Genomic DNA, 15860 nt, shown 5'->3' with positions numbered 1-15860 from the left:
CGGCCCACGCCGGGCGTCAGGAGTTCAGCTCGGCCAGCACCCGTAGCGTGCGCGGGTCCGGTGCGGTGACCAGCAGGTCGGTGACCGGGCCCGCGCGCCACGACTCCAGCCGCTCGGCGATCCGTTCGCGCGGGCCGACCAGCGAGATCTCATCGGCGAACGCGTCCGGAACGGCGCGTATCGCCTCCTCCTTGCGGCCCTCCAGGAACAGCTGCTGGATGCGTCGGGCCTCCTCTGGGTATCCCATACGCGCCATCAGGTCGGCGTGGAAGTTCCGGGCGGCGTGCCCCATGCCCCCGATGTAGAAGCCGAGCATCGCCTTGACCGGCCACAGGCCCTCGGCGACGTCGTCGCAGACCACCGCGCGGGCCATCGGCGCGATGCGGAACCCCTCGGGCGCGCCCGCCAGCGACTCCTCGTAGACGCCGGTGCGCTGCGGCGACCAGTACAGCGGCAGCCAGCCGTCCGCGATCCGGGTGGTCTGGGCGATGTTCTTGGGCCCCTCCGCGCCGAGCAGGACCGGCACCGAGGCGCGCAGGGGGTGGGTGATCGGCTTGAGCGGTTTGCCCAGGCCGGTGCCGTCCGGACCGCGGTAGGGGTGCGGATGGAACAGCCCGTCGGACTCCACCGGCCCCTCGCGGCGCAGCACTTGGCGGACGACGTCCACGTATTCGCGGGTGGCGGTCAGCGGGCTCTTGGGGAACGGCCGCCCGTACCAGCCCTCGACGACCTGCGGCCCGGACAGCCCCAGGCCCAGCAGCAGCCGTCCGCCGGAGAGGTGGTCGAGGGTGAGGGCGTGCATCGCGGTGGCGGTGGGGGTACGGGCGGCCATCTGGGCGATGCCGGTGCCCAGTTGGACACGGGAGGTGTGGGCGGCGATCCAGGTGAGGGCGGTGAACGCGTCCGAGCCCCAGGCCTCCGCGGTCCACACCGAGTCGTAACCGAGGCGTTCGGCGGCACGGGCGAGTTCGAGGTGCCGGGGGTCGGGGCCGCGGCCCCAGTAGCCCAGTGCCAGACCGAGTCGCATGGCGACCGCCTCTCTCCGCTACGGACGTCCCGGGCCTTCACCCGTATACGAGCTGACGCACCGTCAGCTCACTGTCGTGCGCGCACTGTACGACCGGTGTGCGGGCAGCGCAACGGCCCCCCGCCGGGAGGCGAGGGGCCGTGGAAGGACCGCTGGGGGACGGTGGTGGCGGATCAGCCGCGCTGGATGCCGGTGGTGTCCTGCAGGACGCCGCGGCGGCCGTCCTGGGTCTGCGCGATCAGCGCCTGACCGCGCTGCTCCACCGCCAGGTACCAGGTGCCGGGCGCCAGTTCGGCGATCGGCGACGGCGAACCGTCCTCGCCGTACAGCGGGCGGGCGACGGGGACCGCGAACCAGAACGGTGCGAAGTCCGCCGCGCCGCCGGCCGCGGGGGCCGCGCCCGCCGCGCCGCCGGCCGTCGCGTCGGCCGCCGGCTGACCGGGCGTCTGGCCGGTCTGCTGGCCGCCCGGACCGGGGTAGCCGTAGCCCTGGCCCGCCGCCTGCTGCTGGGCGCCGGGGTAGCCGTACCCCGGGTTGGGGCCCGCGCCGTAGGGGGCGGCCGGCGGCTTGGGCGCACCGATCAGCTCCACCTTCAGCGCCGGGACGAGCGGACCGGCGACCGCGCCGCCGGCCAGCGCCAGTGCGGCGATCAGACCCACGATCAGGCCGGCGCCGGCGCTGCCGGCGTCGATGAGGGACCAGAACGCCGTCCACGCCGCGAAGATGGTCAGCGCGACACCGAACTGGCCGAGGTCGAGACCGGCGATCTTGCGCGGCTGCGGCAGCGCACGGCTGATGACGATGATCGCCGCGCCGATCACGCCGGCCAGGTAGATGCTCATGAGCACGGAGACGGAGGACCAGGCGTTGCTGCTGCTGTAGTCCTGGGCCTCGCAGTACTTGGCGAACGGGCCGGTGCAGTCCGGGGCGCCGGTGAGGCCGAGGAACGAGGCGATGAACAGCAGCACCGCTGCTCCGATCACCACGCCGTCGCCTCTAGTGAGGGAGCGGATGTTCACGTAAGGGTCCTTTGTCTCTTTCGTGGTCTATTCGTCGCTGTCGCGGTGCGCGCGGTGCGAGGCACGGCGGTGACCACCCATCGTAAAGGGGAACCTATCGCCGAATCCGGCGGGTCGGCCTGTTGGTTTCGATGCGTTATCCGGCCGGGGGTGCGATCGTCGTAGGTGGTCAGCGCGTCAGGAAGTCCGTAATGCCCTCGGTGATCCCGCGGGCCGCTTTTTGCCGCCAGTGCCCGTCGGTCAATTGCGCGGCGTCCTTGGCGTCGCGCATATTGCCGCACTCGATGAACACCTTGGGCACCGTGGAGAGGTTGAGCCCGCCCAGATCGCCGCGGACATCCAGCCCGGTGCCGTGGCCGACGTAATTGGACCGCGAACTTCCGGTTACCGTCCGGAAGCGGTCGGCCAGCCGCTCGCCCAGCTGCCGCGACGGACCGGTGATCGCCGCGGTGTCCGCCGGGCCGGCGGAGACCCGCGCGGGCAGGATGACGTGGAAGCCGCGGTTGCCGGCGGCCGAGCCGTCGGCGTGGATCGAGACCGCGGCGTCCGCGTGCGCCTTGTTGCCGATCGCCGCGCGCTCGTCCACACACGGCCCGTACGGGCGGTCGCCGTCCTGGGTGAGGACGACCTTGGCGCCCTGGTGCTCCAACAGGGTGCGGACCCGGCGGGCCACGTCCAGGGTGAAGGACGCCTCCGCGTAGCCGCCGTTGGTGGCGGTGCCGGTGGTGTCGCACTCCTTGCGCGCGGTACCGATGTTCACCAGCCGGGCGATCTGCCCGGTGTGCCGGCTGTTGCGGGGATTGTGCCCGGGGTCGATCACCACGGTCATGCCCTTGAGGCTGCCGTGCGGATCACCCGTGCCGCCCGGGCGGGGGGTGGCGCCGCGGCCCGCGCGCCCGTCCGGAGTGCCGCCGGTACCGGAGCCGCTCCCCGCCGTCCGGCCGGGCGTCGGCGTGCCGCCGCGGGCCGTCGGGTCGCCGTGCCCGCCCGCCTGCCGCCAGAACAGCCAGCCGCCCAGGGCGACCACGGCCACGGCGGCCAGCACGAGGAGTACGGTGCCGCGCCGGCGGCGGGGCGGGGGGAAGGTACTGCCGTTCGACATCTCCGCGATGGTAGCCCGCGGCCCGGATCAGCTGCCCGGGCCGGTGCGCCGCAGGACGCGCAGCGTCCCCTGCGCGGAGACCTCGGTGAACGCCCCGGAGCCCAGCGCCCGCAGATAGATCCGGTACGGCGCCTGGCCGGTGAACTCGTCCTCGGGGTGCGGGTGCACGTCGTGGATGACCAGCAGCCCGTCCGGCGCCACGTGCGGCGCCCAGCCCTCGTAGTCGGCGGTGGCGTGCTCGTCGGTGTGTCCGCCGTCGATGAAGACCAGCCCGACCGGCCGCGCCCACACGGCCGCGACCTGCGGGGAACGGCCCACGACGGCGATCACGTGGTCCTCCAGCCCGGCCGCGTGCAGGGTGCGGCGGAAGGTGGGCAGGGTGTCCATCCGGCCGACCTCGGGGTCCACCACGGACGGGTCGTGGTACTCCCAGCCGGGCTGCTGCTCCTCGCTGCCCCGGTGGTGGTCGACGGTGACGGCCGTCACCCCGGCGGCCCGGGCCGCGTCCGCGAGCAGCACGGTGGACCGGCCGCAGTACGTGCCGACCTCCACCAGCGGCAGCCCCAGCCGTGCCGCCCCGGCCGCCGCCGCGTACAGCGCGAGCCCCTCGTCCACGGGCATGAAGCCCTTCGCCGCCTCGAACGCGGCGAGGATCTCCGGCTGCGGGGCGGTCGGCGCCGTGGGAGCGGACATGGGCTTCCTCCTGGTCGTGCGGTCGGAGGCTCATCGTGCCGTACGGGCCGGGGGCGGCCGTGCGGGGGTTCGCCTTTTCGTGCGGTTTTCCGGCCGGCCGGGCCGGGCGGGGGAGTCGCGCCGGCGGATTCCCGGCCGTTCCCGCCGGTTTATCGCCGGACGTTTCCCGGATGTCCGGAAACGGGAAAGGTGTGGGCCGGAAACCGCCGGGGCGGCAAAAGGCATTCCGTACCGGAATTCATCGGACCGTTTCCCGTCCGCCGTCGGCCGTTTTCCGTGTGCCACCGGCCGTTTCCCGTGTGCCACGGGTGGCCCCCCTGCGACACCTGGGCGCGGTCCGCCGGTCGGAACATTCCGGCTCATCTGACCTTCCGTCAGATTGGAACGTGTTCTAGTCTGCCCCGCATGGGCATCGGAATCACACCGGACCACCGCGACCTGGCCGAGGCGGCGGGCGGCTGGGCCCGCCGGGCCGTACCGCCCGAAGAGGTCCGCACACTCCTCGACACCACACCCGCCCGCACCGGGCGCCCTGCCCACTGGGACGGCCTCGCCGCCCAGGGACTGCTCGGCCTCCACCTCCCCGAGGCCGACGGCGGGGGCGGCGACCTGCTCGACCTCGCCGTCGTCCTCGAAGAACTGGGCCGCGCCGCACTCCCCGGCCCGTACCTGCCCACCGTCCTTGCCGCCGCCCTGCTCCACCACACAGGCACCCACCGGCACCTGGTACGGGCCCTCGCCACCGGCGGGCTGATCGGCGCGGTGGCGCTCGGCCCCGGCACGCTCACCGCCACCGGGACGCCCGACGGCTACGTCCTCGACGGCACCGCGCCACCCGTCCTCGCCGGGGCCGACGCCGACCTCGTCGTGCTCGCCGCGCGGACCGCCACCGGGACCGTCCATCTCGCCGTCGACACCGCGGCGCTGACCGTACGCGTCCAGGACAGCGCCGACCCGACCCGCCCGGTCGCCGAGGTCCACGCGGACCGCGTCCCGGTCCCCGCGGACCGGCTGATGGCGATCGACGACGCCCTCGTCCGCGACCTGGCCGGGGTGCTGTTCGCCGCCGAGAGCTGCGGGACGGCGGCCTGGGCCCTCGCCACCGCCACCGAACACGCCCGGACCCGCGAACAGTTCGGCCGCCCCATCGGCCAGTTCCAGGCCGTCAAACACCTCTGCGCCGACATGCTCGTCCGCTGCGAACAGGCCCGCGCCCTGGCCTGGGACGCGGCCCGCGCCCACCGCGAGCCGCCCGAGGTCCGCGGCCTGGTCGCCGCCCTCGCCACCGCCACCGCCCTCGACGCCGCCTTCAGCTGCGCCAAGGACTGCCTCCAGATCCTCGGCGGCATCGGCTTCACCTGGGAACACGACGTCCATCTGCATCTGCGCCGGGCGACCGTGGCCCGCCAGCTGCTCGGCGCCGGCGACACCCACCGGCTGCGCGCCGCCGGGTATGCCGCCGACGGCGCCCGGCGCCCGCTGAGCATCCAACTCCCGGACGCGGCCGAGCAGTTCCGTACCGAGGCCCGCGAGGTCATCGACCGGGTACGCGGACTCGACCCCGCCGCCGCACGCCGCGAGCTGGCTCCCACCGGATACGCCGCACCGCATCTCCCGCCGCCCTACGGACTGGGCGCCGGCCCCCTCCGGCAACTGGCCGTCCAGCAGGAACTGGCCGCCGCCGGCGTCACCGTCAGCGATCTGGGCATCGCCACCTGGGTCGTGCCCGCCCTGCTCGCCCACGGCACCCCCGCACAGCAGCAGCGCTATCTGATGCCCTCACTGCGCGGGGAGATGCTGTGGTGCCAGCTGTTCTCCGAACCGGAGGCCGGGTCGGACCTGGCCGCGCTGCGGACCCGCGCCGAGCGGGTGGACGGGCCCGACGGCCCCGGCTGGCGGATCAACGGACAGAAGGTGTGGACCTCGGCCGCCCAGTGGGCCGACCACGGCATCCTGCTCGCCCGCACCGACCCGGAGGCCCCCAAACACCGGGGGCTGACCTTCTTCGTCGTCGACATGAAGACCCCCGGGATCGACATCCGCCCGCTGAAGGAGATCACCGGCGAGGCGCTCTTCAACGAGGTCTACTTCGACGACGTACTGCTGCCGGCCGACGCCGTGGTCGGCGAGACCGGCAACGGCTGGAAGGTGGCCCGCACCACCCTGGACAACGAACGCGTCCACATGGCCGACCAGTTGACCTTCGACACCGGACTGACCGCCCTCCTCGACCGCACCGCCGGCCTCGACGGCTCCGTACGGGCCCGGGTGGGCGCGCTGGCCGCCGAGGCGCACGCGCTGGCCTGCATCACGCTGCGCACCACGCTCCAGCAGGTCTCCGGCTTCGAACCGGGCGCCGGCGCCAGCATCCGCAAACTGGTGCAGACCCCGCACCAGCAGAAGGTCGCCGAACTGGCGCTGGAACTCCTCGGCCCGGACGGCGCGGTGCGCGAGGGCACCGGTGAACGCGCCCTGCACGGCTTTTTGATGTCGCGCTGTCTGACCATCGCCGGCGGCACCACCCAGGTGCAGCGGAACGTGGTCGCCGAGCGGCTGCTCGGACTGCCCCGCGACCCGGAGCCCCGCCCCCTCATCTGACCCCGCCCCCTCATCCGACCCCGCCCTCTTCTGACCCCGCCCTCTTCTGACCCCGCACGACGCCCGGTGACTCACCAGGAGGACCGAAATGGCAGGCACGGCGTACCTCGTCGGCGTAGGGATGACGAACTTCGAGAAGCCCGAGACCCGCGCGTGGCAGTACTGGGACATGGCCAAGGAGGCGGGCGGGGCGGCGCTCGCGGACGCCGGGATCGGCTACGACGCCGTCGAGCAGGTGCCGGTCGGCTACTGCCACCAGCCGTCCACGGCCGGCCAGCGCGCCGCGTACGAGCTGGGCCTGACCGGTGTCCCCGTCTACAACGTCAACAACAACTGCGCGACCGGCTCGACGGCGCTGATGATGGCCCGTCAGTTCGTCGCCTCGGGCCTCAACGACTGCGTCCTGGCACTCGGCTTCGAGAAGATGCGACGCGGCGCGCTCGGCGGCGGCGCGGACGCGGGCGACTTCAGTACGTCCCCGGTCGCCCGCCACTACGGCGTCATGGCGGCCGCGCACGGCTTCGAACGGACCCCGCCCACCGCCCAGATCTTCGGCAACGCGGCCCGCGAGCACATGGAGAGGTACGGCACCACGGCCGAGCAACTGGCCGCGGTCGGCGCCAAGAACCACCGGCACTCCGCGCACAACCCCCGCGCCCAGTTCCGGGACGTCCACACGGTCGAGGAGGTACTGGCCGCCAAGGTCATCCACCACCCGCTGACCAAGCTCCAGTGCTCGCCGACCTCCGACGGCGCGGCCGCGGTGGTCGTCGCCTCCGAGCGGTTCGTCCGGGCGCACGGGCTGGCCGACCGGGCGGTGGAGATCGTCGCCCAGGCGATGACCACCGACACCGAGGAGAGCTTCGCCTCCGGCTCCTGCATCGACGTCGTCGGCAAGCCGATGTCGCGGGCCGCCGCCCGGCAGGTCTACCAGGCGTCCGGGCTCGGCATCGAGGACGTGGACGTCATCGAGCTCCACGACTGCTTCTCGATCAACGAGTTGCTCACCTACGAGGCGCTGGGCATGTGCGCGGACGGCGAGTCGGGGAAACTGGTCGCCGACGGGGCCACCACGTACGGCGGCCGCTGGGTGGTCAACCCGTCCGGCGGCCTGATCTCGAAGGGCCACCCCCTGGGTGCCACCGGCCTCGCCCAGACCGCCGAACTGGTCTGGCAACTCCGCGGCACGGCCGGCGCCCGCCAGGTCCCCGACGCCCGCGTGGGCCTGGCCCACAACATCGGCCTGGGCGGTGCGGCGGTGGTGACGCTGCTCCGCAGGTGAGCGTTAACTCTCCTCCTGGGACGGGTAGTTGGCCCTTCGGGGGCCCTCCCGACCCTTAGGGGACCGCCACCCCCAACCCCTACGGGCCCCGCGCCCCGCCCCCTTTCGCCCCGCCCTTCTTCGGGCGCCCGCCCCGCCGGCCCGCCCCGCCCCCGCTCTCCGCCCACCGACCTAGGTCCCCCGTCAGGTGGCGTATGCACCGATATCCCGATGCGGGGGGTGCGGGGCGGGTGCGAGCATGTCCGCATGCCCCCGATAGCCGAGTCCACCACCCTGTCCACGGCCGCCCGCCGCAGCGCCGCACCCGCCTGGCTGGTCATGCTGCTGGTCTGCGCCGGACAGTTCCTGGTCGTCCTGGACGTCTCCGTGGTGAACGTGGCACTGCCCGCCATGCGGACCGGGCTGGGCCTGAGCGAGCTGGGCCTGCAGTGGATCGTCAACGCCTACGTGATCACCTTCGCCGGCTTCATGCTGCTCGGCGGCCGGGCCGCGGACCTCTTCGGCCGTAAGCGGATCTTCGTCCTCGGGCTGGCGCTGTTCACCCTCGCCAGCCTGGGCGGCGGACTGGCCCAGCAGCCCTGGCAGTTGATCGCGGCGCGTACGGTCCAGGGCGTCGGCGCCGCCGTGCTCTCGCCGGCCACCCTCACCATCCTCACCACGTCGTTCCCGGCCGGCCCGGCCCGTACCCGCGCGATCGCCACCTGGACGGCGGTCGGCGCCGGCGGCGGCGCGGTGGGCGGTCTGGTCGGCGGGCTGCTCACCGAGTACCTGTCGTGGCGCTGGGTGCTGCTGATCAACGTCCCGGTCGGCGCACTGGTGTTGACCGGCGCGGCGCTGTGGCTCACCGAGAGCCGGCAGGGCGCGGCCCGACGGCTCGACGTGCCCGGTGCGTTGCTGGTGACCGGCGGGCTGGGACTGGTCGCGTACGGGATCGTGCAGACCGAGACGGACGGCTGGGGGGCGGCGTCGGCGCTGCTACCGCTGGCCGCCGGGCTGGTCGTGATCGCCGCCTTCCTCACCGTCGAGGCACGGGCCAAGGCGCCGCTGATGCCGCTGGGGCTGTTCCGGCTGCGCTCGGTCTCCTCGGCGAACGCGGCGATGGTGCTGGCCGGCGCCGCGATGTTCTCGATGTGGTACTTCCTGTCGCTCTACGTCCAGAACGTCCTCGGATACCAGCCGCTGCAGGCCGGGCTCTCCTTCATCCCGCACTCGCTGTCCATCGTCCTCGGGTCCACGGTCGGGCCGCGGCTGATGAACCGGCTGGGCGCCAAGTCCCTCGCCGTCACCGGCGCGGTGATCTCCGCGTCCGGCATGGTCTGGCAGGGCACGATGGACGTCGACGGAACCTACCTCGGCACGATCCTCGGCCCCGGCATCCTGATGGCACTGGGCGCGGGCCTGACCGCGACCCCGGTCGCCGCCATCGCCACCTCCGGCGCCGACCCGGCCGACCAGGGCCTGGTCTCCGGCCTGATCAACACCTCCCGGCAGATGGGCGGCGCCCTGGGCCTGTCGATCCTGTCCACCGTCGCCGCCTCCCGCATCGAGGCGGGCCACGGCACGAAGGCGGCCCTGGCGGACGGCTACGGGCTGGCCTTCCAGGTCGGCTCGGGAGTGCTGCTGGGCAGCATCCTGCTCATGCTGCTCGCCCTGCCGCGCCGCCGCACGGACGTGGCCCAGGGCTGGAGGGCCTGAGCCAGGGCTGGGCGTGGTGACGCAGGGTTGGGCGAAGGTCCAGGGTGGGGCTCGGCCCCCTGGCGGGGCCCCGGCCCCGGCCTCCCTCCCGCTACAGCCACCCGTTCTGCCGCGCCGCCCGTACCGCCTCCATACGGTTGCGGGTGCCGGTCTTGCCGATCGCCGCGGAGAGGTAGTTGCGGACGGTGGCCTGGGAGAGGTGGAGCTTGCCGGCGATGTCGGCGACGGTCGCGCCGTCCACCGCGGCGGTCAGCACGTCCCGTTCCCGCTGGGTCAGCGGATTGGGGCCGGCGCTGAGCGCCGCCGCGGCCAGCCCGGGGTCGATCACCCGCTCCCCGGCGAGGACCCGGCGGATCGCCGCCGCCAGGTCCTCCACCGGGCCGTCCTTCACCAGGAAGCCGGACGCCCCGGCCTCCATGGCGCGGCGCAGATATCCGGGCCGGCCGAAGGTCGTCACGATCAGGACCTTGCACGACGGCAGCGCGGCGCGCAGATCGGCCGCGGCGTCCAGCCCGCTGCGCCCGGGGAGTTCGATGTCCAGGAGCGCGATGTCGGGGCGGGCCTCCAGCGCGGCCGGTACGATCCGGTCGCCCGCCGCGACCTGCGCCACGACCTGCATGTCCTCTTCCAGGTCGAGCAGCAGCGCCAACGCGCCCCGCATCATCCCCTGGTCCTCCGCGAGCAGGACCTTGATCACCTGGTCAACCCTTCCGTCTCCGTCGTCTCCCCCGTCCCCACCGGCAGTTCGGCCGTCACCCGGAAGCCGCGTCGGCCGTCGGGGCCGCTGTGCAGGGTGCCGCCGGCCGCCGCCAGTCGCTCGGTCAGGCCCTTCAGGCCGGTGCCGCCGGGCGGGCCCGGTGTGCCGGGTGAGGCGGCGGTGCCGTCCGCGGGGGCCGTACCGGCGGTGTCACCGTCGGGCCCGGGGGTGCGGTCGCGGAGCCAGGTCCGGCCGGCCGTCGGGGTCGCACCGGAGCTTACGGGACCCCGGCCGTCGTCCGTGATCGTCAGCCGGACCCGTTCCTCGTCGGCGTGCACCGCGATCTCGCAGCGGGTGGCGCCGCTGTGCCGGAGTGCGTTGGTGACGCCCTCGCGGACGACCCAGCCCAGCAGCGCACCGGCCTGCGGGGGCAGCGGCGGCCCGGACTGCCGGACGACGGCTTCGATGCCGGCCGCCTCCAGCGCCGAACGGGCCCGGTCCAGTTCGGTGGTGAGGCTGCCCTCGCGGTAGCCGGTGACCGCCTCGCGGATCTCGGTCAGCGCCTGCCGGCCGACCGCCTCGATGTCCGCGGCCTGGGCGAGCGCCGCGTCCAGATCGCGCGGTGCCAGCCGGCGCACCGCCTCGGCCTTGACCACGACCAGGGACATCGTGTGTCCCAGCAGATCGTGCAGGTCGCGGGAGAAGCGCAGGCGTTCCTTCTCCACGGCGCTGCGGGCGAGTTCCTGCCGGGTGGCCCGCAGCTCCTGGATGGTGTCGAACAGGCTCAGCACCGTGGACGTCACCATGCCGGAGAGGAACGTGCCGTAGCCGACGCCGAACGCGTCGCTCGGGTCGCCGGCCTGCCCGGACAGGAATCCGGCCGCACCGCTGAGCACGATCAGCCACACCGCGAGCTTCTTGCCGCGCAGCGCGCGGACCGTACCGGAGGCCAGTGACAGCAGCGGGAAGAACAGGAACCAACTGCCGCCGAAGCCGAGCGCGATGGCGAACGTGATGGCGGCGAGCACGCCCAGGGCGACGACCGGGTAGCGGGTGTCGCGCAGCCGGGGGCTGAAGGCCGACCAGATGACGGTGAGGTAGAAGGAGTTGAAGGCCAGCAGCCCGAGGCCGGCCAGCCAGGGGTTGCCGGTCCTGCCCTGGACGATGTTGGAGAACGCGCCCAGCCCCATCAGCAGCCAGGGCAGGAAGCTGTATTTGCCCGGGCCCTTGTCGAGCTTTCCGCCGGGCCGCTTCGCACACGACGTACCGTCGCCGTCGGCCGCCCCGTCCGTCCCCGTTGCCCCGTCCGTCCCCGCTGCCCCGTCCGTCCCCGTCGCCCGGCCGGGCGTTCCGCCGGCCGGGTCCTGCTCCTGCTCTGTCTTCTGCCGCACTGTCGATTCCCAGATCCGTGCCATCGCCATCGCCGGTCACACGGTCCGTGCGGCCCGGCGGTACGCGTACACCGCGTATCCGCCGAAGACTGTCAGCCAGGCGGCCAGCACCGCCACTGCCGCCAGGCTCGGTGCGCCGCCCTCGGTGACGCTCCGGCCGAGTTCGGCGAAGCGGTTGCCGGGCGTCCAGGACGACAGGGCGCGCAGCCAGCCGGGGAACAGCTCGGGCGGGAACCACAGTCCGCCGACGATCGACAGCAGCAGCATGCAGCCCGTATTGACCACACCGGTGGACTGCGCCGAGAGGCGGTAGCCGTTGCCCAGCCCGAGCAGGGTGAACGGGGCGGTGCCGACCCACAGCAGACCGGCCAGCGCGGCCCACTGCCAGGCCGGCATCCGGACGCCGTTGGCCAGCGCGCCCACCAGCAGGACCGCGGCGATGGCCGGCAGGACCGTCACCGACCCGGTCAGCCCGCGGCCCACCACGGCGCGCAGCGACCCCATCGGGGTGATCCGCAGCTGCCGCAGCCAGCCCAGCTGCTTGTCCTCGGCGACGCCGGTGCCGGTGCCGATCGCCGCGCCCAGCGCGCCGTACGCGGCCATGCCGACCATCGAGGCGGTCTTCCACCCCATGTCCGCGCCGCCGGGGCCGGTGCCGATGTTGGTCATCAGCACGTACATCAGCACCGGCATCCCGATGCCGAAGATCACGAAGCCCCGGTCGCGCAGCGTACGGCGGACTTCGAGACGGAGGTAGGCGAGCATCACACGGTCTCCTTCGGGGCGGCGAGAGGCGGGGCGTCGAGATTCGGAGCGTCGCGGTCCGGAGCGTCGCGGTCCGGGGCGGCGACGTCCGGGGTCTCGGGGGAGGTGAGGGCGAGGAAGGCGTCCTCCAGGCTGGCGGCGGAGACCTCCAGGCCGCGGACCAGGCCCAGTCCGGCCAGCGCCAGGACCGTGGCGTCGGAGTCCGCCGTCCGCAACAGGGCGCGGTCGCCGCGGACCTCCACGGTGTGCACGCCGGGCAGCCCGGACAGCGGTGCGGTCGGCGCGCCCGCGAGGTCGAAGGAGACCAGCGACCCGCCGGCCCGCCGCTTGACCGCCTCGCCGCTGCCGTCGGCGACCACCCGGCCCCGGTCGATCACCACGATCCGGTCGGCATGGTCGTCCGCCTCCTCCAGGTAGTGGGTGGAGAACACGATGGTGTGGCCGCGCCGGGCATAGGCCCGCATCGCGCGCCAGAACGTCCGGCGGGCCTCCACGTCCAGGGCCGCGGTCGGCTCGTCGAGGACCAGCAGGTCGGGGTTGCCGGCCAGCGCCACCGCGAACCGCACGCGCTGGGCCTGGCCGCCGGACAGCCGGTCCACCCGCCGCCCGGCGAACTCGGCCAGGCCCGCCAGCTCCAGCGCCTCGGTGACGTCCATCGGCCGCGGGTAGGTGGCGGCCACGAAGCCGACCAGTTCGCGGACGGTGACCCGGGGGATGGCCTTGCCGTCCTGCAGCATCGCCCCGACCCGGCCGGCCCGTACGGCGGTCTCCGGTTCGCCGCCGAACAGCCGCACCGTGCCCGAGGAGGGCGGTAGCAGCCCCAGCAGCATGTTCAGGGTGGTGGACTTGCCGGCGCCGTTGCGGCCGAGCAGTGCCACGGTCTCGCCCGCGGCGATCCGCAGGTCGATGCCGTCCACGGCCCGCACCGCGCCGTAACTCCGGGTGACGCCGGAGAACGCCACGGCCGTCCCGCCGCCGCCCCGCACCACCGGCGCCCCCTGCGCCGTCGTCCGCTTCCTGCCCGGTGTCGTATCCGGTGTGGTGTCTGTTGTCGTGTCCGGTGTCATCTCTGCCCCTCCGGTCGGTTCCTGTCCATGACGTTACGGAGCGTGCGCGGGCCGGGGCAGGGGCGAATGTGGGTGATGCCCACTGACAAATGTCACGGCTGCGGACCCCGGCTGCGGACCCCGGCTGCGACCCGGAGCCCGACGCGTTTCTGACAAACCGTCAGGGGCCTTCCCGGTGCTCGACGAATCGGCTATACATGAAGGCCATCGGCTAGAACGCGTTCTAGAAGTGGGCGGATGTCCCGTGCGGTCCGCCGGCCGGCGCGCGAGCCGCGCCCGGCCGGTGTCCCGTACGGCACCGCCGACCCGCGCGGTCCGCGCCGACCAGTGACGACCCCGGCCCGTCCGACGGTGCGGACGGCCGGGCCGGGGTCTTCCACCGAACTCCACCGTGGTGAAGGAGCAACCGCCCCCATGCCCATCGACGTCGCCAAGGCCACCTCCGCCGAACCGCGGACCACCGAACTCGCCTGGGACCACAAGGACGTCCAGCTCTACCACCTCGGCATCGGCGCCGGCGCCGCCACCCCCGAGAAACCGCGGGCCGCCACCGACCCGGACGAACTGCGCTACACCCTGGAGAGCGCGCTGCACGTCCTACCGAGCTTCGCCACCGTCGCGGGCGGGGGGATGGCCCTGGCCGGCGGGCTCTCCGCCCCCGGCATCGACGTCGACCTCGCCGCCGTCCTGCACGGCGGGCAGACCGTCACCGTGCACCGCCCGCTGCCGGTGCACGGCCGCGCCACCCAGACCTCGTCCGTCCCGGCCGTCTACGACAAGGGCAAGGCCGCCGTCATCGTGCTGCGCGCCGAAGCCGCCGACGACGACGGGCCGTTGTGGACCTGCGACACCCAGATCTTCGTCCGCGGCGAGGGCGGCTTCGGCGGCGACCGTGGCCCCTCCGCCCGCCACGAACTCCCCGACCGCGCCCCCGACCTGACCACCGACCGGCGGATCCGCGCCGACCAGGCGCTGCTCTACCGCCTCTCCGGCGACTGGAACCCGCTGCACGCCGACCCCGAGTTCGCCAAGCTCGCCGGTTTCGACCGGCCGATCCTGCACGGGCTGTGCACCTACGGCGTCACGCTCAAGGCGGTCGTCGACACCCTGCTGGACGGGGACGTCTCCCGGGTCCGGTCGTACGGCACGCGCTTCGCCGGAGTGGTCTTCCCGGGCGAGACGCTCCGCATCCGGCTGTGGCGTGAACCCGGCCGGATCCAGGTGTCGGTGACGGCGCCCGAGCGGGACGACGCGGCGGTACTGGCGGACACCTTCGTCGAGCACAACTAGCCACCGTTCAGCCACCGTTCAGTGCCCCCGCTCAGCCACCGCTCAGCCACCGTTCGGTGTCATCGCTCAGTCATCGCTCAGCCATCGCTTTGCCGCCGCCGAGTTGTCGTCTCCGAGGGGAGCCGTGAGATGCGCGCAGCCGTACAGCACGAGACCGGGCAGGACAAGCTGGAGGTCCTCGACGACGTCGAGGCGGTGGGGTTCGGGCCCGGCAAGGTCAGGATCCGCATCCGGGCGACCGGACTGTGCCACTCCGACCTCTCGGCGATGAACGGGGTGCTGCCGCAGCCCGTGCCCTTCGTCCCCGGCCACGAGGGCGCCGGGGAGATCGTCGAGGTCGGCGACGGGGTCACCGGTCTGGCGGTGGGCGACCGGGTGCTGATGTGCTGGCTGCCCGCCTGCGGCAGCTGTCCGTCCTGCAAACGAGGCCAGACCCACCTGTGTCTGGCCGGGTTCATGAACGCCGGCACGCCCAACTTCCGGCGGCCCGGCGGGGATGTCTTCGGGTTCGCCGGCACCGGCACTTTCGCCGAGGAGGTGGTGGTCGCCGCCAACTGCGCGGTGCCCATCCCGGACGACGTCCCGTACGAGATCGCCGCGCTGATCGGCTGTGGCGTCACCACCGGGCTCGGCGCGGCCTTCAACACGGCGCAGGTGGCGGCCGGTTCCTCGGTCGCGGTCATCGGCTGCGGCGGCGTCGGGATCTCCGTCATCCAGGGCGCCCGGGCCTGTGGCGCGGCCCGGATCGTCGCCGTCGACCCGGTGCCCGCCCGGCGCGAGGCGGCCCTGCGCTTCGGCGCCACCGAGGCCGTCGCCCCGGAGGAACTCGCCGGCGCCAAGGCCGAGTTCACCGGTGGCGAGGGCTTCGACTACGTCTTCGAGGTGGTCGGCAGGTCCGCCACCGCCCGCACCGCGTACGAGACGACCCGGCGCGGCGGCACCCTGTGCGTGGTCGGCGCCGGCGCCATGGACGACACCTTCCAGGTCAACATGTTCGAGCTGTTCTTCGACGAGAAGCGGATCCTGCCGTCCCTCTACGGCGGTGGGGACGTCCTGCGCTCCTACGAGCGGGCCATCGCCCTGTGGCGGGCCGGCCGGATCGACCTCGAAGGGCTGATCACCCACCGCGTCCGGCTCACGGAGATCAATGACGCCCTCGACCAGATGCGGTCCGGGACGGCACTGCGCACCTGCATAGAGATCTGACCGGCTGACAGCGAGACCCGAGAGCCGC

13 protein-coding genes are annotated in these 15860 nt (G+C 73.6%); 5 read left to right on the top strand and 8 right to left on the bottom strand.

What is annotated here, in order from left to right; genetic code table 11:
* Positions 1–16: 16 nt before the first annotated feature.
* From ACFV1J_RS08365 to ACFV1J_RS08350, 4 genes are all read right to left on the bottom strand, one after another.
* The gene (locus ACFV1J_RS08365; protein ID WP_385856493.1) at positions 17–1027 is read right to left on the bottom strand and encodes an LLM class F420-dependent oxidoreductase; all 1011 of its coding nucleotides are present in this window, start codon (positions 1025–1027) and stop codon (positions 17–19) included.
* 173 nt (positions 1028–1200) lie between these two features.
* Entirely contained in the window at positions 1201–2046 is an 846-nt protein-coding gene (locus ACFV1J_RS08360) for a hypothetical protein (protein ID WP_385856492.1), read from the bottom strand.
* Positions 2047–2215: 169 nt separating this feature from the next.
* The gene (locus ACFV1J_RS08355; RefSeq protein ID WP_385856491.1) at positions 2216–3148 is read right to left on the bottom strand and encodes an N-acetylmuramoyl-L-alanine amidase; all 933 of its coding nucleotides are present in this window, start codon (positions 3146–3148) and stop codon (positions 2216–2218) included.
* Positions 3149–3175: 27 nt separating this feature from the next.
* On the bottom strand, positions 3176–3841 hold the full coding sequence (locus ACFV1J_RS08350) for a class I SAM-dependent methyltransferase (protein WP_385856490.1): 666 nt from the start codon (positions 3839–3841) through the stop codon (positions 3176–3178).
* Between the two features lie 405 nt (positions 3842–4246).
* On the opposite strand from ACFV1J_RS08350, the gene ACFV1J_RS08345 reads away from it, so the two are divergent.
* The 3 genes from ACFV1J_RS08345 (at position 4247) to ACFV1J_RS08335 (ending at position 9416) form a co-directional block, all read left to right on the top strand.
* Positions 4247–6439, top strand: a complete 2193-nt coding sequence (locus tag ACFV1J_RS08345; RefSeq protein WP_385856489.1) for an acyl-CoA dehydrogenase — start codon at positions 4247–4249, stop codon at positions 6437–6439.
* 88 nt (positions 6440–6527) lie between these two features.
* A complete protein-coding gene (locus tag ACFV1J_RS08340; protein WP_385856488.1) occupies positions 6528–7721 on the top strand; it encodes a lipid-transfer protein in 1194 nt (397 codons plus the stop codon).
* A gap of 246 nt (positions 7722–7967) precedes the next feature.
* The gene (locus ACFV1J_RS08335; protein WP_385856487.1) at positions 7968–9416 is read left to right on the top strand and encodes an MFS transporter; all 1449 of its coding nucleotides are present in this window, start codon (positions 7968–7970) and stop codon (positions 9414–9416) included.
* Positions 9417–9507: 91 nt separating this feature from the next.
* Here the strand turns inward: ACFV1J_RS08335 and ACFV1J_RS08330 are convergent, their stop codons facing one another.
* From ACFV1J_RS08330 to ACFV1J_RS08315, 4 genes are all read right to left on the bottom strand, one after another.
* Entirely contained in the window at positions 9508–10113 is a 606-nt protein-coding gene (locus ACFV1J_RS08330) for a response regulator (protein ID WP_385856486.1), read from the bottom strand.
* Positions 10110–11303: a sensor histidine kinase gene (locus tag ACFV1J_RS08325; protein ID WP_385856730.1), complete on the bottom strand. Its 1194-nt coding sequence runs from the start codon at positions 11301–11303 to the stop codon at positions 10110–10112. The genes ACFV1J_RS08330 and ACFV1J_RS08325 overlap by 4 nt, the downstream gene beginning before the upstream one ends.
* Before the next feature lie 237 nt (positions 11304–11540).
* Entirely contained in the window at positions 11541–12269 is a 729-nt protein-coding gene (locus ACFV1J_RS08320; RefSeq protein ID WP_385856485.1) for an ABC transporter permease, read from the bottom strand.
* Positions 12269–13336, bottom strand: coding sequence for an ABC transporter ATP-binding protein (locus ACFV1J_RS08315; protein WP_385856484.1), 1068 nt, complete (start codon positions 13334–13336; stop codon positions 12269–12271). The genes ACFV1J_RS08320 and ACFV1J_RS08315 overlap by 1 nt, the downstream gene beginning before the upstream one ends.
* Positions 13337–13750: 414 nt before the next feature.
* On the opposite strand from ACFV1J_RS08315, the gene ACFV1J_RS08310 reads away from it, so the two are divergent.
* Both ACFV1J_RS08310 and ACFV1J_RS08305 read left to right on the top strand, forming a co-directional pair.
* Positions 13751–14626 carry a MaoC/PaaZ C-terminal domain-containing protein gene (locus ACFV1J_RS08310; protein ID WP_385856483.1) on the top strand — a complete coding sequence of 292 codons (876 nt, stop codon included), beginning with the start codon at positions 13751–13753 and terminating at the stop codon, positions 14624–14626.
* 129 nt (positions 14627–14755) lie between these two features.
* Positions 14756–15832, top strand: coding sequence for a Zn-dependent alcohol dehydrogenase (locus ACFV1J_RS08305; protein ID WP_385856482.1), 1077 nt, complete (start codon positions 14756–14758; stop codon positions 15830–15832).
* Positions 15833–15860 lie beyond the last annotated feature (28 nt).

The organism is Streptomyces sp. NPDC059649, from assembly GCF_042734445.1.
GTDB lineage: Bacteria > Actinomycetota > Actinomycetes > Streptomycetales > Streptomycetaceae > Streptomyces.
The sequence above is the reverse complement of the archived record's forward strand: the minus strand, read 5'-3'. Positions and strand labels throughout refer to the sequence as shown.